General features: G+C 51.6%; 29 protein-coding genes. 15 read left to right on the top strand and 14 right to left on the bottom strand.

Features of this window, described 5'->3' with window-relative positions:
- From QZN75_RS06025 to QZN75_RS06015, 3 genes are all read left to right on the top strand, one after another.
- On the top strand, positions 1 to 277 hold a 277-nt coding region (locus QZN75_RS06025; RefSeq protein WP_292426086.1), incomplete at its 5' end, for a hypothetical protein.
- Between the two features lie 40 nt (positions 278 to 317).
- Entirely contained in the window at positions 318 to 1,250 is a 933-nt protein-coding gene (locus QZN75_RS06020) for an NAD(P)-dependent oxidoreductase (protein ID WP_292426083.1), read from the top strand.
- Positions 1,247 to 2,143, top strand: coding sequence for an NAD(P)-dependent oxidoreductase (locus QZN75_RS06015; protein WP_292426081.1), 897 nt, complete (start codon positions 1,247 to 1,249; stop codon positions 2,141 to 2,143). Before QZN75_RS06020 ends, QZN75_RS06015 begins: the two co-directional genes overlap by 4 nt.
- A gap of 35 nt (positions 2,144 to 2,178) precedes the next feature.
- On the opposite strand, the gene kdsB is transcribed toward QZN75_RS06015, so the two are convergent.
- The 3 genes from kdsB to QZN75_RS06000 are packed head-to-tail and all read right to left on the bottom strand — an operon-like array spanning position 2,179 to position 4,720.
- Positions 2,179 to 2,949, bottom strand: a complete 771-nt coding sequence (gene kdsB / locus QZN75_RS06010) for a 3-deoxy-manno-octulosonate cytidylyltransferase (protein ID WP_292426079.1) — start codon at positions 2,947 to 2,949, stop codon at positions 2,179 to 2,181.
- Positions 2,946 to 3,947: a methyltransferase domain-containing protein gene (locus tag QZN75_RS06005; RefSeq protein WP_292426077.1), complete on the bottom strand. Its 1,002-nt coding sequence runs from the start codon at positions 3,945 to 3,947 to the stop codon at positions 2,946 to 2,948. The genes kdsB and QZN75_RS06005 overlap by 4 nt, the downstream gene beginning before the upstream one ends.
- On the bottom strand, positions 3,944 to 4,720 hold the full coding sequence (locus tag QZN75_RS06000) for an HpcH/HpaI aldolase/citrate lyase family protein (protein WP_292426074.1): 777 nt from the start codon (positions 4,718 to 4,720) through the stop codon (positions 3,944 to 3,946). The genes QZN75_RS06005 and QZN75_RS06000 overlap by 4 nt, the downstream gene beginning before the upstream one ends.
- Before the next feature lie 189 nt (positions 4,721 to 4,909).
- Between QZN75_RS06000 and QZN75_RS05995 the strand changes: the two genes are divergently transcribed.
- On the top strand, positions 4,910 to 5,908 hold the full coding sequence (locus QZN75_RS05995; RefSeq protein ID WP_292426071.1) for a methyltransferase domain-containing protein: 999 nt from the start codon (positions 4,910 to 4,912) through the stop codon (positions 5,906 to 5,908).
- Between the two features lie 258 nt (positions 5,909 to 6,166).
- On the opposite strand, the gene QZN75_RS09975 is transcribed toward QZN75_RS05995, so the two are convergent.
- The gene (locus tag QZN75_RS09975; protein WP_366652802.1) at positions 6,167 to 6,391 is read right to left on the bottom strand and encodes a hypothetical protein; all 225 of its coding nucleotides are present in this window, start codon (positions 6,389 to 6,391) and stop codon (positions 6,167 to 6,169) included.
- Between the two features lie 24 nt (positions 6,392 to 6,415).
- Here QZN75_RS09975 and QZN75_RS09970 point away from each other — a divergent pair, with 24 nt between their 5' ends.
- The 5 genes from QZN75_RS09970 (at position 6,416) to QZN75_RS05970 (ending at position 10,250) form a co-directional block, all read left to right on the top strand.
- Positions 6,416 to 6,664, top strand: a complete 249-nt coding sequence (locus QZN75_RS09970; protein ID WP_366652801.1) for a DapH/DapD/GlmU-related protein — start codon at positions 6,416 to 6,418, stop codon at positions 6,662 to 6,664.
- 362 nt (positions 6,665 to 7,026) lie between these two features.
- Positions 7,027 to 7,434: an acyltransferase gene (locus tag QZN75_RS05985; protein ID WP_292426066.1), complete on the top strand. Its 408-nt coding sequence runs from the start codon at positions 7,027 to 7,029 to the stop codon at positions 7,432 to 7,434.
- Between the two features lie 24 nt (positions 7,435 to 7,458).
- Positions 7,459 to 8,115, top strand: coding sequence for an HAD family hydrolase (locus QZN75_RS05980; protein ID WP_292426063.1), 657 nt, complete (start codon positions 7,459 to 7,461; stop codon positions 8,113 to 8,115).
- Positions 8,112 to 8,780, top strand: a complete 669-nt coding sequence (locus QZN75_RS05975; protein WP_292426061.1) for a cyclase family protein — start codon at positions 8,112 to 8,114, stop codon at positions 8,778 to 8,780. Before QZN75_RS05980 ends, QZN75_RS05975 begins: the two co-directional genes overlap by 4 nt.
- A gap of 12 nt (positions 8,781 to 8,792) precedes the next feature.
- A complete protein-coding gene (locus QZN75_RS05970; RefSeq protein ID WP_292426059.1) occupies positions 8,793 to 10,250 on the top strand; it encodes an oligosaccharide flippase family protein in 1,458 nt (485 codons plus the stop codon).
- A gap of 12 nt (positions 10,251 to 10,262) precedes the next feature.
- Here the strand turns inward: QZN75_RS05970 and QZN75_RS05965 are convergent, their stop codons facing one another.
- The 5 genes from QZN75_RS05965 to QZN75_RS05945 form a co-directional block, all read right to left on the bottom strand.
- Positions 10,263 to 11,216, bottom strand: coding sequence for a glycosyltransferase family 4 protein (locus QZN75_RS05965; RefSeq protein ID WP_292426056.1), 954 nt, complete (start codon positions 11,214 to 11,216; stop codon positions 10,263 to 10,265).
- Positions 11,217 to 11,304: 88 nt separating this feature from the next.
- The gene (locus QZN75_RS05960; protein WP_292426053.1) at positions 11,305 to 12,393 is read right to left on the bottom strand and encodes a DNA topoisomerase IV subunit A; all 1,089 of its coding nucleotides are present in this window, start codon (positions 12,391 to 12,393) and stop codon (positions 11,305 to 11,307) included.
- Positions 12,386 to 14,188 carry a DNA topoisomerase VI subunit B gene (locus QZN75_RS05955; RefSeq protein WP_292426050.1) on the bottom strand — a complete coding sequence of 601 codons (1,803 nt, stop codon included), beginning with the start codon at positions 14,186 to 14,188 and terminating at the stop codon, positions 12,386 to 12,388. The genes QZN75_RS05960 and QZN75_RS05955 overlap by 8 nt, the downstream gene beginning before the upstream one ends.
- Positions 14,175 to 15,407: a histidine--tRNA ligase gene (gene hisS, locus QZN75_RS05950; RefSeq protein WP_292426046.1), complete on the bottom strand. Its 1,233-nt coding sequence runs from the start codon at positions 15,405 to 15,407 to the stop codon at positions 14,175 to 14,177. Before hisS ends, QZN75_RS05955 begins: the two co-directional genes overlap by 14 nt.
- Before the next feature lie 38 nt (positions 15,408 to 15,445).
- On the bottom strand, positions 15,446 to 15,769 hold the full coding sequence (locus tag QZN75_RS05945; RefSeq protein WP_292426044.1) for an ABC transporter permease: 324 nt from the start codon (positions 15,767 to 15,769) through the stop codon (positions 15,446 to 15,448).
- A gap of 50 nt (positions 15,770 to 15,819) precedes the next feature.
- On the opposite strand from QZN75_RS05945, the gene larB reads away from it, so the two are divergent.
- The 3 genes from larB (at position 15,820) to QZN75_RS05930 (ending at position 18,471) form a co-directional block, all read left to right on the top strand.
- Entirely contained in the window at positions 15,820 to 16,596 is a 777-nt protein-coding gene (larB, locus tag QZN75_RS05940) for a nickel pincer cofactor biosynthesis protein LarB (RefSeq protein WP_292426041.1), read from the top strand.
- Complete coding sequence (locus QZN75_RS05935) at positions 16,593 to 17,102, top strand: nicotinamide-nucleotide adenylyltransferase (protein WP_292426039.1); 510 nt, start codon at positions 16,593 to 16,595, stop codon at positions 17,100 to 17,102. Before larB ends, QZN75_RS05935 begins: the two co-directional genes overlap by 4 nt.
- A 133-nt stretch (positions 17,103 to 17,235) precedes the next feature.
- Complete coding sequence (locus tag QZN75_RS05930; protein ID WP_292426037.1) at positions 17,236 to 18,471, top strand: hypothetical protein; 1,236 nt, start codon at positions 17,236 to 17,238, stop codon at positions 18,469 to 18,471.
- Positions 18,472 to 18,513: 42 nt separating this feature from the next.
- Here QZN75_RS05930 and QZN75_RS05925 read toward each other — a convergent pair whose 3' ends face one another.
- From QZN75_RS05925 to QZN75_RS05915, 3 genes are all read right to left on the bottom strand, one after another.
- On the bottom strand, positions 18,514 to 18,666 hold the full coding sequence (locus QZN75_RS05925; RefSeq protein ID WP_292426035.1) for a hypothetical protein: 153 nt from the start codon (positions 18,664 to 18,666) through the stop codon (positions 18,514 to 18,516).
- Positions 18,663 to 18,860, bottom strand: a complete 198-nt coding sequence (locus QZN75_RS05920) for an antitoxin VapB family protein (protein WP_292426033.1) — start codon at positions 18,858 to 18,860, stop codon at positions 18,663 to 18,665. Before QZN75_RS05920 ends, QZN75_RS05925 begins: the two co-directional genes overlap by 4 nt.
- Positions 18,861 to 19,008: 148 nt before the next feature.
- On the bottom strand, positions 19,009 to 19,785 hold the full coding sequence (locus QZN75_RS05915) for a metallophosphoesterase (protein ID WP_292426031.1): 777 nt from the start codon (positions 19,783 to 19,785) through the stop codon (positions 19,009 to 19,011).
- 180 nt (positions 19,786 to 19,965) lie between these two features.
- Between QZN75_RS05915 and QZN75_RS05910 the strand changes: the two genes are divergently transcribed.
- Positions 19,966 to 20,439, top strand: a complete 474-nt coding sequence (locus QZN75_RS05910; RefSeq protein ID WP_292426029.1) for a hypothetical protein — start codon at positions 19,966 to 19,968, stop codon at positions 20,437 to 20,439.
- Positions 20,440 to 20,540: 101 nt separating this feature from the next.
- Here QZN75_RS05910 and QZN75_RS05905 read toward each other — a convergent pair whose 3' ends face one another.
- Positions 20,541 to 20,861, bottom strand: coding sequence for a hypothetical protein (locus QZN75_RS05905; RefSeq protein WP_292426027.1), 321 nt, complete (start codon positions 20,859 to 20,861; stop codon positions 20,541 to 20,543).
- A 182-nt stretch (positions 20,862 to 21,043) separates the two neighbouring features.
- Complete coding sequence (locus tag QZN75_RS05900; RefSeq protein ID WP_292426025.1) at positions 21,044 to 22,213, bottom strand: redox-regulated ATPase YchF; 1,170 nt, start codon at positions 22,211 to 22,213, stop codon at positions 21,044 to 21,046.
- 129 nt (positions 22,214 to 22,342) lie between these two features.
- Between QZN75_RS05900 and QZN75_RS05895 the strand changes: the two genes are divergently transcribed.
- Together QZN75_RS05895 and QZN75_RS05890 are read left to right on the top strand one after the other, a co-directional pair.
- On the top strand, positions 22,343 to 22,933 hold the full coding sequence (locus QZN75_RS05895) for a pyruvate kinase alpha/beta domain-containing protein (protein WP_292426022.1): 591 nt from the start codon (positions 22,343 to 22,345) through the stop codon (positions 22,931 to 22,933).
- A gap of 2 nt (positions 22,934 to 22,935) precedes the next feature.
- Positions 22,936 to 23,781 carry a hypothetical protein gene (locus QZN75_RS05890; protein ID WP_292426020.1) on the top strand — a complete coding sequence of 282 codons (846 nt, stop codon included), beginning with the start codon at positions 22,936 to 22,938 and terminating at the stop codon, positions 23,779 to 23,781.
- The last annotated feature ends 4 nt before the right edge of the window (positions 23,782 to 23,785 follow it).

Below are 23,785 nucleotides of genomic sequence, written 5' to 3'. Positions count from 1 at the left end.
GAAAGAAATTGTACCTCTTCGTTTTATTTTTAGATCTCCTCAAGCAATTACATTGAGAAAAAAATTTGAGGATTACATTGATGTAAATGGAATGTGGTTCCTCGACCCGGTGATTTGTTGCCCGAATGGCCCCCAGGCTTTGGGATATCGGAATGGTAATTGTGTTAGTTCAGAGGGGGTTTGCTCAACTATTTTAAACATGCCTTGTGTCTTACCTGATGGGTGGAACAAACGAGCGGGTTCTGTCTTTCATGATATTTTATCTGGTAGCAAGTAAAGAATAAATGTAAAAACATTCATGATGGAGCACCTATTTAATGAAAAATTTACCCCCTGTTGCCATTACGATTCGTTCATTTGATCTGCTCGGACCTGCCCAAAAAAAATTACAGGAGCACTGTACCATCTCCTTTACCAATACTACCGGGAAGAGACTATCAGAAGCCGGGTTGGTCCATGCCATTTCTGACAGTGAGGGGGTAATTGCCGGGACGGAAATGTTTTCATCCGAGATCCTGAGCCAATGCAATTCATTACGGGTGATCTCGCGAGTTGGGGTGGGAACAGATTCTATCGATCTGAAGGCCGCACAATCCCATGGGATAAGGGTTTTGACAACCCCGAATTCACCGGTTCAGGCTGTTGCAGAACACACCCTTGCACTTCTTCTTTCAGCAATGAAACACATCCCTCAATATAATGAACAGATGCGCAAGAATGATCCTGCACTCATTCCCGGCTCTCTACTTTTTGGCAAGACTGTGGGGATTGCAGGGATAGGGAGAGTTGGATCGCGGGTTGCAGAGATGCTCGAAAATCTCGGTTGCCACATATGCTTTTTTGATCCTCTGCTCTCACGGGAAACTCCCCCTTCCTGGACGCGATTGACTTCTCTTGAAGACCTGATAAAAAATGTGGATATCCTGAGTATCCATTCCGCACCACTCCCAGACGGGACGCCGCTTATTACGAATGAAGTACTTTCCCTGGCAAAAGGAATCATGCTCATTAATACCGCGCGGGGATCATTGATTGATGAAGAATCCCTTATCAGTGCATTATTATCAGGCGAAGTGAAATCCGCTGCGCTTGATGTGTTTCCATCGGAGCCGTATACCGGTGAACTCCTCAAATTTTCCCAAGTTATCGTCACACCCCATGTTGCGTCCAACACGACAGAATCACGAAGTTTGATGGAGATGGAAGCCGTAAATAATATTATACAATTCTTTAGGGAGGTTAATGCATGAGAGCACTCGTTACTGGCGGTTCCGGTTTTGTGGGGCATCATCTCGTAAAAGAGCTGACAAAAAATAATATTGAAACTGTTGTCTATGATCTGTCTAGATCTCCCGGTGAGGGTACACATAATCCTCTCTGCACTTTTATCCAAGGCGATGTACTGGACTGCGAGAAGCTGACAGAAGCCATGAATGGTTGTGATTATGTGTTTCACACCGCTGCGATAGCAGATGTGGATCAGGCCCGGAAGATCCCACGAAAAACCATGGAGGTCAATGTAATCGGTACAACCAACTGCCTGGAAGCGGCAAAGGAAAACAAGGTAAAACGTTTCCTTTTTGCAAGCACGGTATATGTTTCCGGGAACCGGGGATCATTCTACCGGCTGTCAAAACAGACCTGCGAATCGCTCTGCAAGACCTATCATGAAGAATTCGGTCTTGAATTTACAACGATCAGGTACGGCAGCCTCTACGGGAGGGAACCCAATCATTGGAATTTCATCTATGGCGTCTGCAAATCACTACTTACAACGGGTGAATTCACCTACTCCAGCTCACCGGACGCCGTCAGGGAGTATATCCATATCAATGACGCGGCCCGTGAAACCGTGCGGATCGCCGGGGATCCCCAGCTGGCCAACAAAGCTGTCCTCATCACCGGTCACCAGAGGATGAAGATGAGTGAATTCTTTGACATGGTCACGGAGATTCTCGGGGGGAATGTCAGGATCCACTATGCAGCGGCAGACAATAACCCCCATTATGTTATCACCCCCTATTCGTTCAACATCGATGTGCCCGTCCGGGTCAACCTCTCAACGTATGTGGACATCAGCGAGGGAATACTCGATTGCCTCAAGGAAGTCCAGAAAGAACTGGACCAGGAAAATAATCCCTGATTTTTCCCCGGGTTCCAGGGAAAAAAGAGAACTGATCAGGGACTGTACTTCTTCATCAGCGTGTCATTTTTCATACAGGTATTGACACATGCAAGATCTTCCGGCGTGTCAACACTATACGTCCGGTGATCCGACATCACCATCTTCACCCGGTACCCGTGTTCAAGCACCCGGAGCATATCCACAGATTCGATGATCTCTAAGGGTGTAGGCTTGAGCTTATTGAATTTCAGGAGGAAATCCCGTCGGAAGGGGATAATGCAGACCTGCTTGAGCATGGGGACATCGTCCACGCCTTTCTTCCGGGACGGGATCGGCTCCCGTGAGAAATAGAGGGCAAATCCCTGCTGGTCAACCACCACCTTCACTTCGTTTGGATCTTCGTGCTCCTCTCGGGTATCCAGCCGCGCCATGAGATTGACAACCTGGATCGACTTGTCCTGCCGCATCGGGCGTACCGCATCATCGATCATTTCAGGATAGATCATCGGTTCATCCCCCTGAATCATGACGACTATATCCAGATTTTTGCCCTGTTCGGCCTCGATCTTCTGCATCGCCTCGGCAGCGCGATCGGAAGCGCGTTCATGGGTGTCACGTGTCATGATCGCGGGAGCACCGATCGATGCAGCATAATCCATGATCTCCTGGTCGCAGGTGGCGATATAGACCTCGTCCAAGAGTGCCGACATCTTGCTCCGGTAGTACACATGGCCGATCATCGGGATTTCCCGGATTTTCGCAAGGGGTTTTCCGGGATAACGCGACGATGCCATCCGTGCGGGAATAATACCAATAATCTTCATGTGCTCTCCTCTGTTTTCTGCGCAATAACCAGCATATGGCTTGATAATCCGTTCTGCGAGATAAATTTCTGGAAATTGTCAAGGACGCCGGCATCCTGACCGAGCAGGTAATCGAGGTATTCATTCGATGCTTTTAAGGGAAAACCGGACTCACGTTCTTTCCGGATCATTTCGACATCCAGAATCCCCGGTGTTTCTACAACAATGGGAGTAAATCCGGCCTTTTCAAGAAGGAGTTTCATGGAACGGGGATTGAAATAATTCAGGTGCTCGGGAGGGGTGATATTTTTTGTCTTCTCCTTGAGGATCTTGAAATCGAAACCTTCGCCGTTGGGGGTTGCAATCGCAATAAAACCCCCCGATTTCAGGGCTTTCCTGCATTCCGCGAGCTGGTCTGCAGGGGCGAATACATGTTCGATAAGGTCGTTCATGCAGATGAGATCGAGGTTCCCCGGGTCGATATCCGAAATAGTACCCTTTTGTGCAGATAATCCGGCGTTTTTGCAGGCCGTGACGCAGGAGTCCGAGATATCGAGTGCAATTACGTCATTAAAAAAACCAGTATTTTTCAGGCAACTTGCAAATGCGCCGGATCCCGCCACGAGATCCAGTGCAATTCCTCCCTTAGTATGCCCTTTCAAGCGGAGGATCTTGACGATCTTCTCGACCCGGGGTGTATACTGGAGAATTTTCCGCTGCCGATCCGCTTTGAGCAGGAGATGTGTCCAGATCTCCGGGGCTTGATATGTAGTATAATACAGAGAGATCAGCGAGTCAACTGGCCTTGGAGAACAGAAAAGTGTAGAGCACTTCGGGCAGGTATTATGGGAGAAACCGTACTTCGAGAAACTGAAACTCCCCTTGGTTCCGCATGCGGGACAGTCCGTCTCGACGAACGAGGAGTGATTAGCCTGATAAAATGAACTTCCGTCAATCTCGCGTTGCCGCAGAACCTGCTGGTATTCATCATTCGGCCGCATCTGCTCGAATGATTTCATTTGCTCAGTCTCCGTGCTTCCTCGACTGCGGCACAGGCAAGGTTCTGCAGGAATATCGTATCCATACCGTAAGCGATGAAGGTAAAACCCTGCTGCAGTTTCATCGCGAGATCCGACTCAGATGGATGCACGATATGGAAACCGAGAGCAACAGGTGATTTGCGGACCTTCTGGATGATCTCTGAAACCTTACCGGTAAACCTCGGATCGTCAAATTTTCCGGGAAATCCCATGGAACCGGAGAGATCATATGGCCCAATAATTATGGCATCGATCCCGGGTACGGCAAGGATGTCATCCAGGTTCGGGAGTGCATCCCGGTGTTCAATCTGGACAACAACGATACTCTCATCGTTCGATGACATGAGGTAGGAATCAAAATTTTTACCGAACTGGTGGGCACGTCCAAGGCCGAAACTCCGCTGTCCATGAGGATAATATTTCACTGCATCAACAGCACGGGTCGCATCTTCTGCGGTATTGACCATCGGGACGATGATTCCCCCGGCTCCTGCATCCATGACCCTTCGGATCGTTGATGGATCATTTTCATGGAGCCGGACAAGGGGGAGAACCCCGGCATTTCCGATTACTTGGATCAGGTGGTAGGCTGCATCAAGACTGATCAGCCCGTGCTCAAGATCGATTGCCAGCCAGTCGAACCCGGCCCGGGCCATGATCTCGCAGGAGAACGGATCCGGCATCTGGACCCAGCATCCGAGAGAGAATTGTTTTTTCCGGATACAATCCCGGTGATTAAGTGAAGGATTCATTTCAGATTCCCATAATTGTAATACCGGTTATCAGGATTCATCAATAAAAGTATGCTGGACTTCCTTGAAAATACACGATTATACCCCGGATACCGCAAAAGAATTCCCGTTGAAGGATGCCTATTGGAGGTTTGAGCGAAACAATAAACCCGTCTCCAGTAAAATACAATACGATCAGGGTTACCCATCATGAAGGAAGAAGAGATCAGACCCACCGTTCTTTTCGAGGAATATCTTTCGCTGGCAGAAAAGGATATAACGACTTTTTTTTCTGGTGCGCCCTGTAAGGAGGTGTCATGTCCTGCCTGCGGGAGTGAAGACCGGGTATTCAGGTTCAATAAAAAAGGATTTGATTATTGCGAATGCAGGGTATGCCAGACGCTCTATGTGAACCCGCGGCCGGATGAGGATATATTCAACAGGTTTTACCTGGACGCGGAGTCCGTCCGGTTCTGGGCAACGCATTTTTACAAGGAGACTGAACGTGCGCGCCAAGACTTACTCATAACACCAAAGGCGAAGATGGCAGGAGCACTTATTAGGAAACATACCCGGGCCCGCCATGCAAACCCCGTGGTCGTGGATATTGGTGCCGGATACGGGGGGTTCTGCGTTGCACTGAAAAGTGTGCTGGAAAAACCGTACATTGTCATGGGAATCGAACCCGCCTTGGCACTCCAGGAAGTCTGTCGGGAAAAGAAGATTCACGTTATCCCAAAATTTCTTGGCGATGTGGGAAATGAGGATTTCCAAGGATGTGAGGTCGTTGCAGCCACCTCCTTTGAATTGCTCGAACATCTGTATAATCCTCAAAAATTTATTCGAGACTGCCATCACATCCTTCATCAGCACGGGATACTCATTCTGACGACGCTCAATGGGAAAGGATTTGATCTCCAGATGCTGGGGGATAAATCAAGGAGCATCAGTCCTCCCCATCATATCAACTTCTTCAACCCACGCTCGGTCAGGATCCTCCTGGAACGTCAGGGTTTTGAGATACTTGAGATTTCAACACCGGGAAAACTTGATGTGGATATGGTCTCAAAACAGTTGCCCGACGTAACATGTCCATTCGTCCGTGAGCTAATCTCGGTGAGCGACGATAACATTAAGGGAAAACTCCAGGCAATTCTCCAAGAGACCCGAACCAGCTCCCATATGATGATTGTTGCGAGAAAAAAGTGAAGGTATCAGTACATGATCCTGAGTGCTTTGGGTAACATATAAAGGGGAAAATGATGTTGGATCGTGCGATAAAACAATCTCAGAGTTTTTTACGGTTACCTATTAGCGTAAAACTGCATTTTCTCTCGTTTTATTTTTCAATGCACTTCGCTTTCTGTTTTTTGTCATCATCCACCTCTATAATATCGTCAGGATCAGATTAGCCGGCGTCCAAACCGGCAAAAACTTCTCGACCTGTGGGGCAATGATTATTGACATCTATCCGGGAAGTGAGGTCATTCTCGGCCGGAACGTGTCCGCGGTCAGCGATTCACGCAGGTCTACTGCTTCTGCTCTGGCATTCCCCGTGAGGCTCAGAACGTTTTCAACGGGTTCAAAGATACTGATCGGGGATGATGTCGGGCTGAACGGTACTTCGATTACATCGCGCGGCAGGGCAATCACCATCGGATCCGGAACCATGATCGCACCGAACGTCATCATTATCGACAGCGATTTCCACAAGCCATGCCCCCCGATCAGCGACGGAATTATCCCGGAAATGAGCTGGATCGCGAAGTGATCATTGGTAAAAACTGCTGGATCGGTATGAACACCGTAATCCTGAAAGGCGTTATTATCGGTGATAATAGTATCATCGGGACAGGAAGCGTGGTTGTGCATGACCTCCCCGGGAATTCTCTTGCTGTCGGTAGTCCTGCTCGCGTTGCCAAAGTGTATGATCAAGTCAGATACGGTTTCAGAATTTTTCCATAAGTATCTCTCGCCGACAGAAACCGTTTTCATGCGGAGGTATATCGGAAGGGAGCATTCAATAAATCTGATCTGGCTGAAAAAACAAGAGCCTTCCGATCGATTGTAAGACGGCTTGTAATTGTTCTGGTATCGACGGGCTAATGCCAAAAGGGTAAAACGCCGGATCGGGCGGGGAATGGCACAATACCGGACATCGAATGGTTCTGCGGGTAGGTAGGTATTTTGTTTAGGGGAACATAGTATAATTACAACGCATGTCATTTCGGGGCTTTTTATCCGATTGTTGTGAGCATTGGATAACGTATGGCCCGTCAAACCAACTGTTTTCAAAATTAAGATGGAGATTTTATACGAGAAATCTCATGCAGGGATCAGGGTATTTCACAAGTCTCACGGGATTGTGGATACCCTGCCCTAATACTGTTTTTATTGGACAAAATGTCAGTATTAATCGATATGTTATAATTGATTCATGTGATGCAGGCAGAATACGGATTGGAAATAATTGTCTTATAGGGCCGTATGTACTCATTCGTTCAGCAGATCATAATTTTAACAATCCTGATGTATTATTCAACAAGCAGGGTCATATCGGGGGAGATATTATTATTGAAGATAACTGCTGGATTGGAGGACATGTAACCATTACTCGAAATGTAACAATAGGAACAGGCTCCGTAGTTGGAGCCAATAGTGTAGTGACAAAAGATATTCCTCCCCATTCATTGGCTGCCGGAAATCCAGCAAAAATAATTCGTTTTCTTATATGAGGGAGATGAACTACGGGTAAAAATATGATTTCAACAATAATCCTTGATTTCGATGGCGTAATCCTTGAATCTGTATCGGTAAAGACCGAGGCGTTCCGCGAACTTTTTTCTTTCGAGCCGGATCACGTGGACGAGATCGTTGAATTCCACAAAAGAAACGGGGGGATGTCACGATTCGACAAGTTCAGGTATATCTATTCCAGTATCCTCTACAGGGATCTCACGGATGACCAGTTCCGGAAACTGAGTGACCGATTTGCCGACATAGTCTTCAAGAAAATCCTCAGAACACCATTCGTTCCGGGGGCACGGGAATTTCTGGATGGCAGCCACCGAAAGCTTGCCCTATACGTCGTATCGGCCACGCCGGAAGATGAACTCCGACAGATTATTGAGAGACGGGGACTGACCCGGTGCTTCCGAGGCGTGTACGGGGCGCCGGGGAAAAAGGCTGATCATATCAAGGCTATTCTATCTGCAACTCACTGCGGAAATGAAAATGCAGTATTCATCGGGGATGCAATAAATGACCTTAATGCAGCTAAGGCTTCTGGAATACGTTTTATCGGCCGTATCCTTCCGGGAGAAATGAATTATTTTGCGGGTAACCCCGAGGTAGAACATACAATCAGCACACTCTTTGAGCTGGAGAAGTATATCGGTCCAGGGACAGACACATGAGAGTCCGCATATCGTACCCGCTCAACAGGAAATCGCCATTATATCCGGGAACTCCCCCAGTTTCCATCGAGGCGTTCCGATCGATCGGACGGGGGGACAGCGCGAACAGCTGTATCATCACCCTCCCCGGCCATGCCGGGACGCATATCGATCTCCCCAGACATTTCTGCAGCAGCGGTGGAACCGCGGTGGATCTGCTGGGAGCAGAGACCACCGTTGAACCGGTCTACTGTATTGATCTGCCAAAACCTCGGGGGGACTCGATCACTCCCGGGGATCTCCGTCATCTTGGGGTTCCCGGGGATGCGCGTGGCCTGTTGGTCAGGACAGGTTTTTTTCGTTACCGTTCTTCAGACCCGGAAATTTATACCCGGGAACACCCATGGGTTCATCCGGGTGTTGTCGGCATCCTTCGTGAAAAACTTCCGGCTTTGATTCTTTTTGGAGTAGATACCATTTCCATTTCTAATCCTGTTCAGCGGAATATGGGGCATGAGGCACATCGATCATTTTTATGTGAAAAGCCACCAATTATGCTTCTGGAAGATCTCGATCTCTCGCAGGAAAACCTGTCCCGATATCCATGGAAATTGACCATTTACCCCTTGTTTCTGGATGAACTTGATGGTGTCCCGGTTATCGTATTTCTCGAACAATCCCTATAATTTCCCAATTTTATGACAACCCCAAACGATACGAATGAAACGAGCATTGAAGTCCAGCGTCATGGCACGATGTATCTCATATCATCCGTAGGAATTACCCTCATCGGATTCCTTGCCACGATGTTTTACGCCCACTGGGTCGGTGCAGGCGTCCTTGGGCAATATTTCTTATTTCTTTCCTATTTCGCCATTGCAGGACTGTTCACGGATCTGGGGATTGGATATGCGGCAACCTACCGTATATGCGAGGGAAAAGACCCGAATGAATATTTCACCGCCAGCGTCGTACTTCGGTTATTCCTCTGGCTGATTGTTGCAGTAGTGATGCTGGTGTTCAGTAATTATTTCGGAACTCTTAATCAAACGGGTTTGCTCTGGGTTCTCATAGCTGTGCTGGGAATTTCAACCTTGACCTCGTGTCTTGGCACAGCCATCGCTGCCAGCAACCGGCTGGGTCTTGCCGCATCGGTCAGTCTAATAGACAACATTACCCGGATTGTCATTCAGGTTATCGCGGTTTTTCTGGGATTTCAGATATACGGCCTGATTGGAGGCCTTATCGCGGGGCTGTTAACAGAGATGATTATCTCTATAAAATATATTGACTATCATCTGAAAAAAGTCCACTGGCCGCAGGTCAAGGGAATCTGGTCTTTTTCGAGTTGGGCAGTACTTATCAGTGCAGGGAGTATCCTTTTCGATAACATCTGTCTTATCCTCATTGCATACTTCCTATCAGTCTCCGATGTCGGTATCTTTGGAGTATGCTGGACATTCTCGATTTTTGCCTTGTTCATCAGCACGGCTCTTGTTAATACACTCTATGTCAAAGTAAGCCGGTGGAATACACAAAAGGATATGTGTGCAATTGCTGTCTCACTTTCTCGCGCAACCACCTATTCACTCATCTTTGCCCTCCCAATCCTCACCGGCGGCATTTTGCTCGGTCACAATTTATTGTATTACTTATACGGTGCTTCCTTTACTTCCGGTGCAACTGCACTTGTTATTATTATCGGCATGAGAGTAATTCAGTCGGTACTGAACTTGTATACGTATTTTTTGATGGCAACTGATCACGTAAAACAAGCAGTCGTAGGAATATTGGCCGGAATATCTGTAAATATTATCCTCTGTGTTACACTAATACCTCATCTCGGGATTGCTGGCGCTGCGATTGGAGCATTTGTCGATATAACTATCAGTTTTTTTATTGTCCGAACGTATCTGGCACGAATAATTCCCATCACCCTTGAAAAAAAACCGATCACGCATATTGTTTTTGCCACTTTTGTTATGACACTCTCCGTCATTGTTCTTGGTGTGCTGCCGCTGAATCAGAGTTTGCTCCAAACAATCATGCTGGTCTTGATCGGTGCAGTAATTTATTTTATAGTACTTCTGAAACTCAATCAACAGATCCGCGATGACGTGTTCAGAACGTTTAAGATCACATGGGTACCAAAATAAAAAAGATGAACATTATTTATTGCAGAGTAAATTTTTATGTATACTGATAAGTTTCTCAATCAGTATTGTATGGTCATAGTGCTCCTTCACAGTCACGCGAGCTTGCCTCCCCATTTTCTTTCGTTCAGCAGGATGGTTCCTCATCCAGATTACGGCCTCGTATAGTGCCGGAATATCACGCACCGGAATAATCAGTCCGTTTTTTCCGTCTTGAACTATTTCTGGACATCCCCCGACATTCGTTACAATTGCTGGAATTTCACAGGCAAATGATTCCATTACAGATGTTGGTACAGCTTCTGTATATGTCGGAAGAAGGAGGCAATCTGCGGCATTATACCATGCCCGGACAGAATCCGGTTGTTGTGAACCAACAAACAAACAATTTTTCGGGTGATCCGGAATATTGCCGGGTCCAACGAAAACAAATATCTCATTTGGACAACACTTTGCTACAGACAATATTTCATAGAGTCCCTTCCATGCATGTAGTCTCCCAACGAAAAGAAATATAGTTGCATCCAAGGGCAATCCGTGTTCCTGTCGGGTTGATTTTTGAGAGCGCGGACTAAAGAAAATTGTATCTACACCAGAATGTAACGCAGATGTTTTTTCTGGTACTGCACCAATTGAAATCAGAGTGTTCCGGATCTCTTCACTTGACGTCAAGACATAATCCGCTCGTTTGATCATCGCTTGGGTCAACGACATGAAAAAAGAATTTTTGAACGGGAAGATCCGTGCATCATCACCGTGGAATTTCAGAACAAGAGGACAGGTTTTTCGGCGCAATAGCATGGGTACAATGCAACTATGTGGAATATATTCTGCCTGCATAATATCGAGATGAGGATCTTTGGCGAGAAGAACCGATTTACAATAAAACGGGATATATCCCGTGATAGATGCAGAGGTCTTTACCGCTTTTTTTACCAAAACGTCTTGAGATTCAAGATCTTTCACCATCCTCTGAATAAAGATACCCCTGTAATCTCCCTCAAATCTCGGGTACATATTTGCAAAAAGACCAAGAGTGTATGATTCCATGATACCCTCAAATCACACCCATCTCACTCAGCCGGGCCGGCAAATACTTCTTCGTCACAAAGTCCAGCCCCCTTGCTGCAAACGCCTGCTGTTCTGATTTGAGCCCCAGTTCGAGCTGTAAATTGATCTGCTTTTTCCAGTACTCGGTCGCAAAACGAGGATCGGTCAGTTCGGCATTCAGGGCCTCGACATCCTTATCAGACAGTTTGTCCGAAGGCAGGTTGTAGTCACGGATGTCGCTTGGCTGGAGTCCGAGAAACTGCGCCTTAGGGGTCGCGAGCAACTCGGACATATGCGCGCTCTTTATCGCCCCGTAGGCAACAGATGCGTAAATCCTGTACGACCAGGGATCACCATCGGTAAAGACAAGGATAGGCAGGTTCCAGGTAAGGCTTATCCGGTTGAGCAGCCTGCGTGTCGACCGGGCGGGCTGTCCTTTCAGGTGGAGGAGGATCGCGTTGTGCTCTTCGTCAAACCCGTTCTCAATAAGCCGGTCATACATACCACCTGTTTCCATGGCGATGACAAATTTCGCATCGTGATCGACCAACTCAAGGTTCTCAACATTGTTCGGGATGGAATACCCGGCAGATCCCACGTCGTCCTGGCAATGGATCAACTTGAGGCCCCGCCGGGTCGGCTCCCGGATCCGCATCGGGCCGTAGATGCTTGCACCGTTCTCTTCGGGCCGGAGGTGGAAGCCCTCGCGCGGCACTTCCGAGATGATCTCAAGATCCTCGACGAGGAAGTTGCTCTCGTCCTGCGCACCAAACTTCGCGCGCTTCCAGCCCTCCGATATGTAATACATCTCTCTTAATGTTGAGGACCGGTTCTCGATGAGCTGCTGCTTGACAAAACCGATCACATAGGCCATCTTTAAGAGATGCGTCGCACTCTTTGCGGTCGCCGCGGTGCGCAGGCTCTCCTTGTCCCCATATTTCCAGACCTCGCTTGCATCGTCGTACTCGATGTTATATTTTGTACGGGTGGGAAGCGAGATGGACGGAATATCCCCGGCCTTCATCTGGTCGTACCAGGCAGACGCAATCGCCATAAGCGCCTTCATCGACCGTGCATCGAGTTCCTCTTTAGACATCGAGATCCACCACCATCATCTTGTTGTCCTCTATTCCCCGGATGTCGAGCATGCCGCCGCCCTTGCCGGTATACGAGACACGCCAGACCGTCTGTTTTTTGATCGCCATCTTCCAGACCTTCGTGAACTGCCCATCCATCGCGGTCGAGAATGCGGGCGGGGTATTGGCATCGGCTGCGTTGTCTGTGGAAATATCGTAGACCGAGATCTCGATATCGCTCCCGGTGTAGTTGTTCGCTTCGATCGTGACTTTCCCGTCCCGGGTCCATTTCTTTGCGATCAGCTTCTTCATCAGCCGACCCTCGATAGGGGTCGTGTCGACGACCGGCTTTTCCACGATCTCGCTCACCTTTACCGCAATCTCCGGTATGACCGCGCAGACGGCCCGGGCCCGGTCTTCCGCGAGCTTGTTCCGGTCCCTGCGCGAGAGGAAGGTCTTGAGCTCGCGGCCGAGCTCTTGCAGGGCGAGTACGATCTCTTTTTCGATCTCCGGGATGCTCGCAACTGCATCCTTGCTTTCGCTCGTGAAGGGGACATTTGTGGACGCGACGTGGACAAGGATCAAAACCGGCCCCAGCGGGAGGCCCTGCTGGGAGATGTTATACGACTTCCAGTTGACGTTTGAGACGCATTCGGTGATTGCACAGGCACCCTGCTGGTACATGAGCGGGACACGGTTTGCAAACCTGAGAATCGTTGCGTTTCCATCGGGGGGGAGCCTGCCGCCGTACCCGATTGCTGCCTCGACCACGAACGGGTGGCCGGAGTAGACCGAACTGGGGCGCGTGCGGGCCGATACAAAATCCATCTGAAACTCCTTGTCAAGCCCGCGCCGGATCAGCTCTTCCCCGATGGGGGAGAGGCACTGGGTGGTCGGCGGGGCGGGCACAGATACCGACTGCATCGCGGCGAGCAGGTTTTTAAGTTCCTCGGCAGAAAGCCCTTTTACTTTTGTGGTCTGCCTGAGACGGGATTTATCGCACATCTCCTGCGCGGTCTTTTTTCCGACACGTGAGAAACCGTTTACCAGAAAATCGATCAGTTTCTCGTCGCTTGCCGCAGCCATCCGTTTGAGTTGCCCGAACTCGATGCCGTGCGGGTGCGGCTGGATCGCCACCGGGCAGGCGATCACTTCCTGGCTCACCCGCTCGAACGTGAACGACTCATCGTCCAGCTCCACCCGGAAGCGTGCGTGAGGATTTACGACTGAAGTGTACTTGAAATATTCGAGCAGTTTCTTCTTTGCCGACATCGTACTCTTGAACTCGATCTGGACCCGGGTGCCGTGGATACGGTCCCATTCGAAGGGCTGCTGCGAGATGATATCGGGCTCGTTTGTCTCGATCTTTATCTGGATCTCGAACTTGTATGCCGGTTCCTTTGCCCCGGTGCGCGAGATGATAACCGTGGGAAGGCCGCTTGTCAGCTGCGCGTAGAGCACGGCAGCCGAGATCCCGATCCCCTGCTGGCCCCGGGTCTGTCGGATCTGGTGGAACCGGGAGCCGTACAGGAGTTTGCCGAAGACAAAAGGGACCTGCGCGGGGACGATACCGGGGCCGTTGTCCTCGACAATGATCCGAAATATCTCGGGGCCCGTTTTTTTGATGCTGATGTAGATATCGGGAAGCACCTGCGCTTCCTCGCAGGCATCGAGTGCGTTATCGACTGCTTCCTTGATCGTGGTAATGACGCCCCGGGTCGGGGAGTCAAAACCCAGCAGGTGTTTATTCTTCTCGAAAAATTCCGCGACACTGATACTGCGCTGCTGCTTTGCGAGTTCGTCAGCGAGCACCATGCGCTTTCACCTCGGCTATTGCCACGGCCGGGGAAAGTGTCTTCTGCTCGCCCGAGTGAAGGTTCTTGAGCGTGACCTGGCCGGCCTCGGCCTCCCTCCCGCCGATCACGACCGCAAAGTCCGCAGACTTTGACGCGTGTGCCATCTGTGCCCCAAGCCCGCGCTCCATGAGGTCCATCTCCGCCCGAATCCCTTCGGCCCGGAACGCCCGGGCCACGGAGAGCGCGAAGGTGCGACCTTCGTTTGTGCACACGATCCCGACGATAGTATTTTTTTTGGGCTGCACATCGCCAAGCGAGACCATCACCCGGTCAAAACCGATCGCAAACCCCGAGGACGCGACATCATCGCCGCCGAATAGGTGCGCGAGCCGGTATGCCCCGCCTCCAACAATCTGGTTTTCCGCGCCAAGGTTGTGCGCAAATCCTTCAAAGACCATGCCGGTGTAGTAGTCGAGACCCCGGGCGATCCCAAAGTTGAGGGAATAGGTAACGCCGGATGCGTCGAGGATGCCGGTCATCTGTTCCACGCGCTCTTTTTCCGGGATCATCCCGGCGATCTCAAATGCCTCGCCAAGAGTGCGGCACTCCACAAGCGCGGTCAGTGACTCGCCGAGGTCCGCTTTGCTCATGTCCGCAAGGGTGGCTTTGAGGCCTTCGAAATCTTTCTTATCGAGATGAGCCATCACCCGGCGCTGGGCAGAAGATTCGAGATCTTTTAAGAGATTTTTCATGAACGCGAGGTGGCCAACCTTGAGGTCCCACGTCACGCCCGTTGCATTAAGCGCGTCGGCGGCAAGCATGATCACTTCCGCATCGGCAATCGCGGTGTCGGCCCCGATCAGTTCCGCGCCGAACTGCCAGAACTGGCGGTACCGCCCTTTCTGCGGGCGCTCGTACCGGAAGCAGTCTGCGAAATAGCACCAGCGCAGGGGTTTTGGCGCGACCTTCGCCTCGTTGATGTACATCCGGATCACGGCCGCCGTGATCTCCGGGCGCAGGGCGAGTTTCCTGCCGCCCTTATCCTCAAAGACGTACATTTCCTGCATGATCCCTTCGCCCGACCTGAGCGTGAAGAGTTCGAGGTCTTCGAATTCAGGTGTACATACTTCCCGGTATCCCCAGCGGCGCACAGCCTCGCGCATCTTTGTCTCGGTGTTGCGCCGCGCTTCCATCTCATCGGGGAGAAAATCCCGTGTCCCGCGTGGTTTCTGGATCATGCTGGCAAATCCCTTATCTTGTATTTGCCGCCGCACCATTATTTTTTGTTCGATGCGGGGCGCTTTACGCTGCCCAATGCCCGTTCGAGCGTACTCCCTGTTCCCGTCCAGATCTTCTCCCGCGTCATCCGTCCCTGGAGATAAAGTGCGGCGAGGATCAGGCCAAGTCCCAGCAGTTCGAACATGTCACCTGCGATCGTGCAGAGCAGGCCGAACGTGCCGAGGGCACCGTACAGTACGCCCCAGTACGCCGCTTTCCGGTACCCTGAAAGACCCGTCCTGAAGAAAATCCGCGCGTCACGCAGCCAGAGAAAGATCGTGGCAGCCGCGCCAAAAAATGCGACATAGAGCAGGTACGACATGGCAATGAACTAACTTATAATACGCCTCCCCATATCTGTATTATTACATTATGCGTGCAAACCCGGTGCTTTCAGCGCTCCTTGAACGGTACAAAAACGGCGAGATCGCGCTTGACGATGCTGCACAGGAAATCGAAGGGCTCCGCCTTGAACGGGTCGGGGACTTTGCCTGCCTCGATCTCGGGCGGGCCGTCCGGTGCGGGATGCCCGAGGTGATCCTTGCCGAGGGAAAGGACCCGGAACACCTCGCGGAGATCGCCGTCCGGTATGCAGAGACGGCCGGCCGCTGCGTCGTCACGCGCGTGACCCCGGAGCAGGTGTCCGTGGTGCAGGCACAGTGCACAGGAAAAGGGATTACAGCGGAGTACCGTACACCGGCACAGGTACTTGTCCTCTCGACCGGTCCCGCGCCGGAACCGACCGGCGGGATTGTCGCTGTCATCACCGCAGGGACATCGGATATCCGGGTTGCTGAGGAGGCAAAGATCATCGCTGAAGAGATGGGCTGCACGGTCCGGACCGCATATGATGTCGGGGCGGCCGGCATCCACCGGCTGTTCCCGGCGCTCAAACCTCTGCTAGACGCCGATGTGTTTGTTGTCTGTGCAGGGAGGGAAGGCACGCTGCCATCTGTTGTTGCCGGTCTCGTGGACAAACCGGTCCTTGGTGTCCCGGTCAGCACCGGCTACGGGTACATGGGAGGGGGACGGGCGGCTCTCGCGAGCATGCTCCAGTCGTGCTCGGTCATTGCCGTTGTCAACATCGATGGAGGATTCACGGCCGGGGCTTTTGCCGCACGGATCGCAAATGCGGGAGGGAAAAAATGAAGCGCGGATTTTTTGTCGGCAGGTTCCAGCCCTATCACAACGGGCACCAGGCCGTCCTTGAAGAGCTTGCACGGACGTGCGATGAGATCATCATCGGTGTCGGGAGCGCGCAGCTCTCCCACACAACCGAAAATCCGTATACTGCCGGCGAGCGCGTGCTGATGATCACCCGGGCGCTCACGTCCCTACGGTGCCCGTATTACGTGATCCCGATCGAGGATGTGCAGCGTAACGCGCTCTGGGCCGCGCATGTCAGGTCGATGACACCGCCGTTTGACACCTGCTACTCGTCAAACCCGCTGGTCGTCAGGCTTTTTTCTGAAGCCGGCGTGGAGGTGCAGTCCCCTGTGATGTACGAGCGCGACCGGCACAGCGGCATGGAGATCCGGCGCCGCATGCTCAGCGGCGAGCAGTGGGAACACCTTGTCCCGCCTGCAGTCGTGACCGTGATCCGTGAGATTGACGGGGTGGAACGGCTCCGCCAGATCGCCCGTGATGACCAGTGACCGAGAACACTTCCTTTGTTCATGAACAAGTGATCATGATATCTGCTACCCCAGTGATTCGGTAGTTCCGGAGTGTTCGATGCTGAAATTTTTAAAATCACTTCTGGGCTCTGCGCCTGACAAACAGATAACCATGACCCTGGAGAAGGTTACTTCCTGGCTGGATGAACAGGAGTCCACTGCGCGCGAAACCTTCCATGAAGAGGTGCAGGAGCCGATCGGGAATATCCGGAATGCCATGGCGAACCTTCAGCTGACGGTCAATAATCTCAAAGGTGCCGAACAGGATCCCGAGAACCACCCGAAGATCAGAAGCATTGCAAAAAATTCCCTGCCCCTGTTTATCAGGGCAATGAACTCATCGCTTGCAAAGGAACTCCCCAGTGATCCGGAGGCGTTTTACACCGTGGCGATCGAATGCGTGAAAGGATGCCTGAACGCAGTCCGCGGCCAGGGTCGTTACCTCCTCGTCGCTTTCCCGGACGAGATGAAGGAGACCAAGTCCGGCATCGATGCGATCGGCCGGGAGATCAACGTGATGACAAAGGCCATCGGCCGGTTCAAAGAGGTAACCACCCGTGCAGACGCTGCACGCATCGCATATGCTGCGCTGTGCGATGCCCGTAAGAATCTGGAACGATCGTATGGGAAGGAGGAACGGCTCAAAGCGCGTCTTGGGGAGATCACTGAACATCTTAGTACGATTGCTGCCGAGACCGCCCGGCTCTCGATCGATCCCTCATTAGAGGCTCTTGATGCCGATCGTGCCCGGTGCGCTGAACTGGTCCGGCAGCGTGACAATCTCCTGCGGCACTATGCCTCGCTTACTATGACCACCTCCCATGTCTTCAGAAAGGCCGAGAAGATCGCTACCCGCAAACACCTGTCAAAGGAAGTACATACCCTCAAAGATGCCATGGATATCCTGTCCGACCACGAAGTTGCGGATGCGGAAACGGTTGCCCGCGCACTGGATATGGCGTGCCCTCTGGTACAGAAGATGATAGATGAGGGTGATATCGTCTTAAAAAACAAGGAAGAGCGTACGGTTTTTTCAGATACCGGGAAATTTTCCGGTGAAGTAAGCGGGTTGTGTACCCGGTACCGCGAGCTCGAGAAACAGTGCCGCGAAGCAGAGGAGGGTCTTTTGTCCCATCCGGTTCTTGCACGCTTGCGGTCGCTCGAACGCGAGAAAGAGCAACTTAAGGGGATGCGTGTTCATGAAGAGGAGGGACAGAAGGATCTTCTCGAATGGAGAACGAAACTCCAGACATCAGTTCCGCTCTTACAAGAAGAACTGGTAAAAAAAATGGAGGAGATGGCAGGGGAGACGGTGCAATTTCAGATGAACGAACCGGTGCGAGGGTAATGCGCCGGCGCGATCCTCTACTATTGTTTGTTTCCCTCTTTTTTATGTGAACAAGTCTTCGACATTCTCGATGATCGATTCAAGTGTTTCCTGTGTTATGTCGTCGCGGATGTGCCAGTTCGTGGTGCTGGCTCCTGACGGATGCATGACCGGTGTCCACCGCTTATAGGGGGAAATCCCGATTATATCACTCATTCCGGTGTCTCCGTCTCGGCAAAATCCCCCAGTTCGCTCTGGTTGGGCGGGAAGGCATCCGACCAGCCATAGCAGTCGTGGAGCATCTGTGCAATGACATCGCTGAAGGTCATGTTGCCACGCTTGAGCGCAAGCAAAGCCTCATACACCTCGGGATCAATCCGGATCGATCGTCCCTCGCCTGCACGAGGCATAATTACCACTCTGTGGTAACTATATATAAATATATCCCAAAAATAACCGCAAAATTTTCAAATAATCTTTGAAAATGCTCAAAAATACCGGTTTTCGGGCCACTCTGTGCGGCCCGCGCCGGATCTATGGGGTATCCCCTTCACGGTATCATGGGGAGCTGATGCACCGGGTCTTACCTGAAATCCGGATATACGTAAAGGAGGTGTCATCGGTATAGGCAAATTCCGGCCTTTCCCCCTGGCAGCCGCCAAGCCTGAAGAGCGTCGGGATATCCAGCGGAATGCGTGCCACCTCGATCTCTCCTTCGGGAAATCCGGCGTCCTTTTCACGCACAAACCGAATCAGATGCTCCGTGATCCCTTCCATGGTTTTGCGGCAGCAGATATGAGTGTGCTGATGCCCGCAGACCATGTAGGAAAGACCGCGTTTTTCGAGTGCGTCAAACGCCATCGGCGCGGTATAATGGTAACCGGTAAAAGAGTCGCCCGCTATATGGGACAACCGCTGCCAGCACTTGAGCCGGAGTGTCTGGGTACCGAGATCAAGTGGTCCCCCGTGAACAAAGAGCATTCCACGATCTACCCATTCCATCGGCATATCTGAAAAAATGTCAAGAAGTGGAGAACCGCGCAGCTGTTCGTGCCGAATGGTACTTATCTCGTCGCTTCCGGAGACCGGGACATCGTTTAAGAATGCATGGTCGTGGTTGCCAATAACAGACACCAGCCGGAATCCCCTCGCCAGATCATGGATGATCTCAAGCGTCGTTTCCGGGTAGTTGCCCCGGTGCAGGAGGTCCCCGAGATTGACAAGGGTATCGATGGGGCCAAAAAGCCTCTGAAATGAGGGGTTCCGGATATATGCTGCGAGGAGCCCGAGAGCGTCAGCATCGGCATGTACATCGGAAAAAATTACAGTGCCCATAAATCAGTGAATGGATATTGGTCGTTTATTCTCATATAAACCCGTGATGCTCCGGGTTAGATCCATGTGGGTTTGCAAGTGAGTACAAGAGATATGTTCATGTCCGATTTCTACACATGTACTCTATTCATCTTGGGAATCTGGTGCGCCCGGGGCATACCGGACCTAAAGGAGTGATCCATGGAGAGATTTCTCAACGATTACATTGAACGGGTGAGACCGGTCTTTGACCGGATACCTGCAACCACTGCACATGTTATTGCATCGGCATTTTTCGGGTTCAAGTTCGAACTGTTTCCAAAAACCATCCGCGAATGTACAACCGCCCTTTCGCAGGTACCGGATGATGAGGGTAGCGAGGCAGTAAAAAAAGCGCTCACGATCATACGCTCCTATGCGGAGGCACTTGACAACGCGCAGGTCAGGCCGGATCACGTTGTTCCTTTCACGGAAGCCGAGCATGCGTACCTTGCGGTGAACCTGCCCCCGGATCGCATTGAAGATCCCGACACGCTCGAACTGGACAACGCTCTTATTTTGATCTATGTCGTCGCAATGACCGCATCTCCGGATGATGAAGAAGCGCTGGACGAACACCGGAAGTATATCCTCAAGATGCTCGATAACTACAAGAGGGCGCTGGGTATTCCATAACGCTCAAAACCTGTTTTATATGACGGTTACAGGTCATTGCATGGCCCGGATCAGAAAATGGCCAATCCGGGTTTTACCCTTATAAAAAAAATAAAAAAAGATTACAGGCTGTCAAGGCTGACCGCATTGAAATCCTGTGCCACATCCTTGATGTCTTTTACGCCAAACGCGGTCTGGACGCTTGCAAGCTCGAGTTCGTTTGCCGCATCGCAGACATAATCAAGGAGGTCGACCGAGAGCTCCTTTTTGATCTTGCTTTTCTTGAGCTGGTCGAGCAGGGACGCCATCTTTTCCGGGGATTCCATGCGGAGCTTCGCAAGGCTCATGACGCACATGTAGATGCGTGTCAGGTTCCTGTCCGTGCCGGTGATGGTGTCAAAGAAGTTCCTGATCACCTGTGCCTGGTATATCTCTCCACCCATGGATTCACCTCCTGAACCTGTGTATCGGTATTTCCCCTATACTCTGCGGCATGTTATAAGGTTTGTGGTAAATGGGGGCAGATTCAGGCCAAAATTGCGAAAAAAGGGTAAATTTCACGCAGGAGCGGCGCGGGTGTCTGACAATGGCATGACACCCGTCACACACTGCCGCCTTCCGCCGCCTACTTCGCCGCACTTACGATTTTTATGATGTCCCCATCCTTGAGGAGATGGTTTTCCTTGATCCGCATCTTGGTTCTGGCATCGATCGCGTACAGGAACCCCTTGCCGATATCGGTGTGCACCTGGAAGGCGAGATCGTGTGGGGTTGAGCCGCGCTTCATTAAGAATGCATCCGGCAGTATGTCGCCCTGCTTGTTACAGAACTTGTTCTCGTCTTCGACCGGGTAAACAACAATCCGGTCGAGCAGTTCGTACACCGCACGGTTGATGGTGTCCTGGACCCCGGTCCCGTTGTTCTTCTTCATGACCTCTGCGATTTTTATAAGGCCTGCTTTCTGGGGTGCTGAGAGTGTGACCCCATCCGCGACCATAAACTCCTTGTCGCCCGGGAGGTATTTTATCACTTTTGCAGTCGCAGCATTCCTCAACGCAAGTTCTGACGCGGCACTGACAAACGAGACTTTTTGTGCGGCAAGTTTCTCCCGCAGGGCTTCGGGCGTCTCATCGATTTTGTTCCCGACTACAAGCATCGGCTTTGAGATCTTTACCATCTCGGCGCAGAACGGCACGAGGTCTTCCATCTGGGCATGGACAAGATCAAGTTTGAGCAGCAGTTCCGCATCGCGCACTTCTTCCGGAGTGATCCCAAGGCCGGTGAAGACTTCGGCAATAGCCTGGTGTATGGAGAACGTCTTGACCGATGCCTGGCGGGAGAGGCGGGACCAGTGTTTATCAAGGATCCCGTACACCCACATCGTCATCTCAAAGCCAAGGAACTTTATATCCTCTGCCGGGTCGTGGGTCCCGACACCAACCGGGTTTCCTTCACTGTCGGTCCCGCCGCTTGCATCCACTATGTGGAGGATCGCGTCAGCCTGACGGAGGTTGTCAAGGAACTGGTTGCCCAGTCCCTTGCCCTTGTGTGCATCGGGAACCAGTCCCGCGACATCGATGAGGTTGACAGCGACAAACCGGACCCCGTCCACGCAGTGGCCGCAGTTGAGGTCAAGGCCGTGGCAGGGGCAGGTCGTCCGCACGTATGCGACGCCGAAGTTGGGATTGATGGTCGTAAATGGGTAGTTGGCGATCTCTGCGTTCGCCATGGTTGCCGCCTTGAAAAAGGTCGACTTTCCGCAGTTTGGTTTACCTGCAAGCGCGAGGGTGATCATCGTATTTCCTCATATGTCACGATTTTTTAATATCAACGGATGATTGTGCCAGGTCCGTGTCTGGTAATAAATAATTAATCTGAATAGAAACTGACAAAGTTTTTCATGGCTGCTTATTAAAAGATACTTATGACCTTTATCGCAAAAACCTGCTGTTATTTCGACAAACCGGGCCCGGTAAATACAAAGGATGCGGCGCGCTTTGCCATCGAAAGGGCGAAGGAACTCAACCTTAAGACCATTGTTGTCGCAAGCAGTTCCGGTGAGACCGCGCGGGTCTTCTTTGAGGCAATGAAGGGGACCGGCCTCTCCCTTGTCGTTGTGACCCACGTGATGGGATTTATAAAAGCCGGTGAGTGGGAGTTTTCGGAGGAGACAGCAAAGGAACTCCGGAAGCAGGGCGTGAAGATTATGACCGGCACCCACGCCCTCTCCGGTCTCGAACGTGCCCTTTCAAAGTCCCCGAAGGTCGGCGGCGCGTCCCGGACCGAAGCGATCGCAGAAGCGCTGCGGCGCGTGATCGCGGTCGGCCTTAAGGTCGCAGTTGAGTGCGTCCTGATTGCAGCTGATCAGGGTGCGGTCAGGATCGATGAAGAGGTTATTGCGGTCGGAGGAACGGCAAGCGGCGCGGATACGGTCTGCGTGATCCGCCCGGCCTATACGGCAAGTTTCTTTGATCTCCAGGTGCGGGAAATCGTGGCCATGCCCCGGGTCAGATGACCATGGTCCTTAAGGAATTGCAGGAAGCTGTCCGCGTCGTGGGGCAGACACCGGTTCTCTGGATCCCCGGTATCGTCGCAGGTCTGCTTGGCGCGGTGCTCTGGATCCTGTTAAACCTCTCCGGCACGTTCTTTACCGGCCGGCTTGTCATTATCGCCGGCCTCGTGATGGTACTCTTTGTTGCCGGCACGTTCGGACTCGTAAAGAAAAACGAGACCGGTGCAGGCACGATAGTGCGCGAAGGGGCGCGGTACTATTTCCGGGTGCTGCTTCCCTGGCTTGTAATCGTCTTTGTGCTCATGCTCGTCTTTGTGGTGATCACGGTCGTAACGCTTCTCTTGACCGGTGGCTCAACGGACTACGAGGCAGCGGGTCTGCTCGCTGTTTTTGTCATGATCCCCTCACTGTTTCTGACCTTCTTCTGCGATACGGCTGCAGTTTACGAGGATCTCCGGGTCTTTGCCTCCCTCCGGCGCAGCATCGGCATTGTTGCCAGCCATACATGGGAAGTGCTGGGATTTTTTGTCACCTGCTGCGTAATCTCGTTTCTCGACTGCTTCGTGTTTGCCATTATATGGGAGGGTCTTCTCTTTGACAAACTCGAGCCGCTCACTCATTATAACGAGACCCAGTTTGCTGCCGTTTCCCCCCAGTTGCTGGTAACCATGATTGGGCCTGACGGCATGTGGGTTACTGCCGCCGTTATCTTTCTTGGAGTCGTGTTCCTCGTGCCGCTCCTGCTTGCCTTCAAGGCCTGCTTCTACCGGAACATGATCGGGAGCCCGACAGCAACCGTTCAGCAGGTAACCGGGGAATTCGACAGCAAGGGCCGCTGGTACAAATACTGATACG

The organism is Methanoregula sp. (genome assembly GCF_003170075.1).
Lineage (GTDB): Archaea > Halobacteriota > Methanomicrobia > Methanomicrobiales > Methanospirillaceae > Methanoregula.
The sequence above is the reverse complement of the archived record's forward strand: the minus strand, read 5'-3'. Positions and strand labels throughout refer to the sequence as shown.

Bases quoted from the DNA above. Each gene is read 5' to 3' on its own strand.
- QZN75_RS06020 (WP_292426083.1), top strand. From the start codon at position 318: ATGAAAAATTTACCCCCTGTTGCCATTACGATTCGTTCATTTGATCTG.
- QZN75_RS06015 (WP_292426081.1), top strand. From the start codon at position 1,247: ATGAGAGCACTCGTTACTGGCGGTTCCGGTTTTGTGGGGCATCATCTC.
- kdsB (WP_292426079.1), bottom strand. From the start codon at position 2,949: ATGAAGATTATTGGTATTATTCCCGCACGGATGGCATCGTCGCGTTAT.
- QZN75_RS06005 (WP_292426077.1), bottom strand. From the start codon at position 3,947: ATGAAATCATTCGAGCAGATGCGGCCGAATGATGAATACCAGCAGGTT.
- QZN75_RS06000 (WP_292426074.1), bottom strand. From the start codon at position 4,720: ATGAATCCTTCACTTAATCACCGGGATTGTATCCGGAAAAAACAATTC.
- QZN75_RS05995 (WP_292426071.1), top strand. From the start codon at position 4,910: ATGAAGGAAGAAGAGATCAGACCCACCGTTCTTTTCGAGGAATATCTT.
- QZN75_RS09975 (WP_366652802.1), bottom strand. From the start codon at position 6,391: ATGATGACGTTCGGTGCGATCATGGTTCCGGATCCGATGGTGATTGCC.
- QZN75_RS09970 (WP_366652801.1), top strand. From the start codon at position 6,416: ATGCCCCCCGATCAGCGACGGAATTATCCCGGAAATGAGCTGGATCGC.
- QZN75_RS05985 (WP_292426066.1), top strand. From the start codon at position 7,027: ATGCAGGGATCAGGGTATTTCACAAGTCTCACGGGATTGTGGATACCC.
- QZN75_RS05980 (WP_292426063.1), top strand. From the start codon at position 7,459: ATGATTTCAACAATAATCCTTGATTTCGATGGCGTAATCCTTGAATCT.
- QZN75_RS05975 (WP_292426061.1), top strand. From the start codon at position 8,112: ATGAGAGTCCGCATATCGTACCCGCTCAACAGGAAATCGCCATTATAT.
- QZN75_RS05970 (WP_292426059.1), top strand. From the start codon at position 8,793: ATGACAACCCCAAACGATACGAATGAAACGAGCATTGAAGTCCAGCGT.
- QZN75_RS05965 (WP_292426056.1), bottom strand. From the start codon at position 11,216: ATGGTGAAAGATCTTGAATCTCAAGACGTTTTGGTAAAAAAAGCGGTA.
- QZN75_RS05960 (WP_292426053.1), bottom strand. From the start codon at position 12,393: ATGTCTAAAGAGGAACTCGATGCACGGTCGATGAAGGCGCTTATGGCG.
- QZN75_RS05955 (WP_292426050.1), bottom strand. From the start codon at position 14,188: ATGGTGCTCGCTGACGAACTCGCAAAGCAGCAGCGCAGTATCAGTGTC.
- hisS (WP_292426046.1), bottom strand. From the start codon at position 15,407: ATGATCCAGAAACCACGCGGGACACGGGATTTTCTCCCCGATGAGATG.
- QZN75_RS05945 (WP_292426044.1), bottom strand. From the start codon at position 15,769: ATGTCGTACCTGCTCTATGTCGCATTTTTTGGCGCGGCTGCCACGATC.
- larB (WP_292426041.1), top strand. From the start codon at position 15,820: ATGCGTGCAAACCCGGTGCTTTCAGCGCTCCTTGAACGGTACAAAAAC.
- QZN75_RS05935 (WP_292426039.1), top strand. From the start codon at position 16,593: ATGAAGCGCGGATTTTTTGTCGGCAGGTTCCAGCCCTATCACAACGGG.
- QZN75_RS05930 (WP_292426037.1), top strand. From the start codon at position 17,236: ATGACCCTGGAGAAGGTTACTTCCTGGCTGGATGAACAGGAGTCCACT.
- QZN75_RS05925 (WP_292426035.1), bottom strand. From the start codon at position 18,666: ATGAGTGATATAATCGGGATTTCCCCCTATAAGCGGTGGACACCGGTC.
- QZN75_RS05920 (WP_292426033.1), bottom strand. From the start codon at position 18,860: ATGCCTCGTGCAGGCGAGGGACGATCGATCCGGATTGATCCCGAGGTG.
- QZN75_RS05915 (WP_292426031.1), bottom strand. From the start codon at position 19,785: ATGGGCACTGTAATTTTTTCCGATGTACATGCCGATGCTGACGCTCTC.
- QZN75_RS05910 (WP_292426029.1), top strand. From the start codon at position 19,966: ATGGAGAGATTTCTCAACGATTACATTGAACGGGTGAGACCGGTCTTT.
- QZN75_RS05905 (WP_292426027.1), bottom strand. From the start codon at position 20,861: ATGGGTGGAGAGATATACCAGGCACAGGTGATCAGGAACTTCTTTGAC.
- QZN75_RS05900 (WP_292426025.1), bottom strand. From the start codon at position 22,213: ATGATCACCCTCGCGCTTGCAGGTAAACCAAACTGCGGAAAGTCGACC.
- QZN75_RS05895 (WP_292426022.1), top strand. From the start codon at position 22,343: ATGACCTTTATCGCAAAAACCTGCTGTTATTTCGACAAACCGGGCCCG.
- QZN75_RS05890 (WP_292426020.1), top strand. From the start codon at position 22,936: ATGGTCCTTAAGGAATTGCAGGAAGCTGTCCGCGTCGTGGGGCAGACA.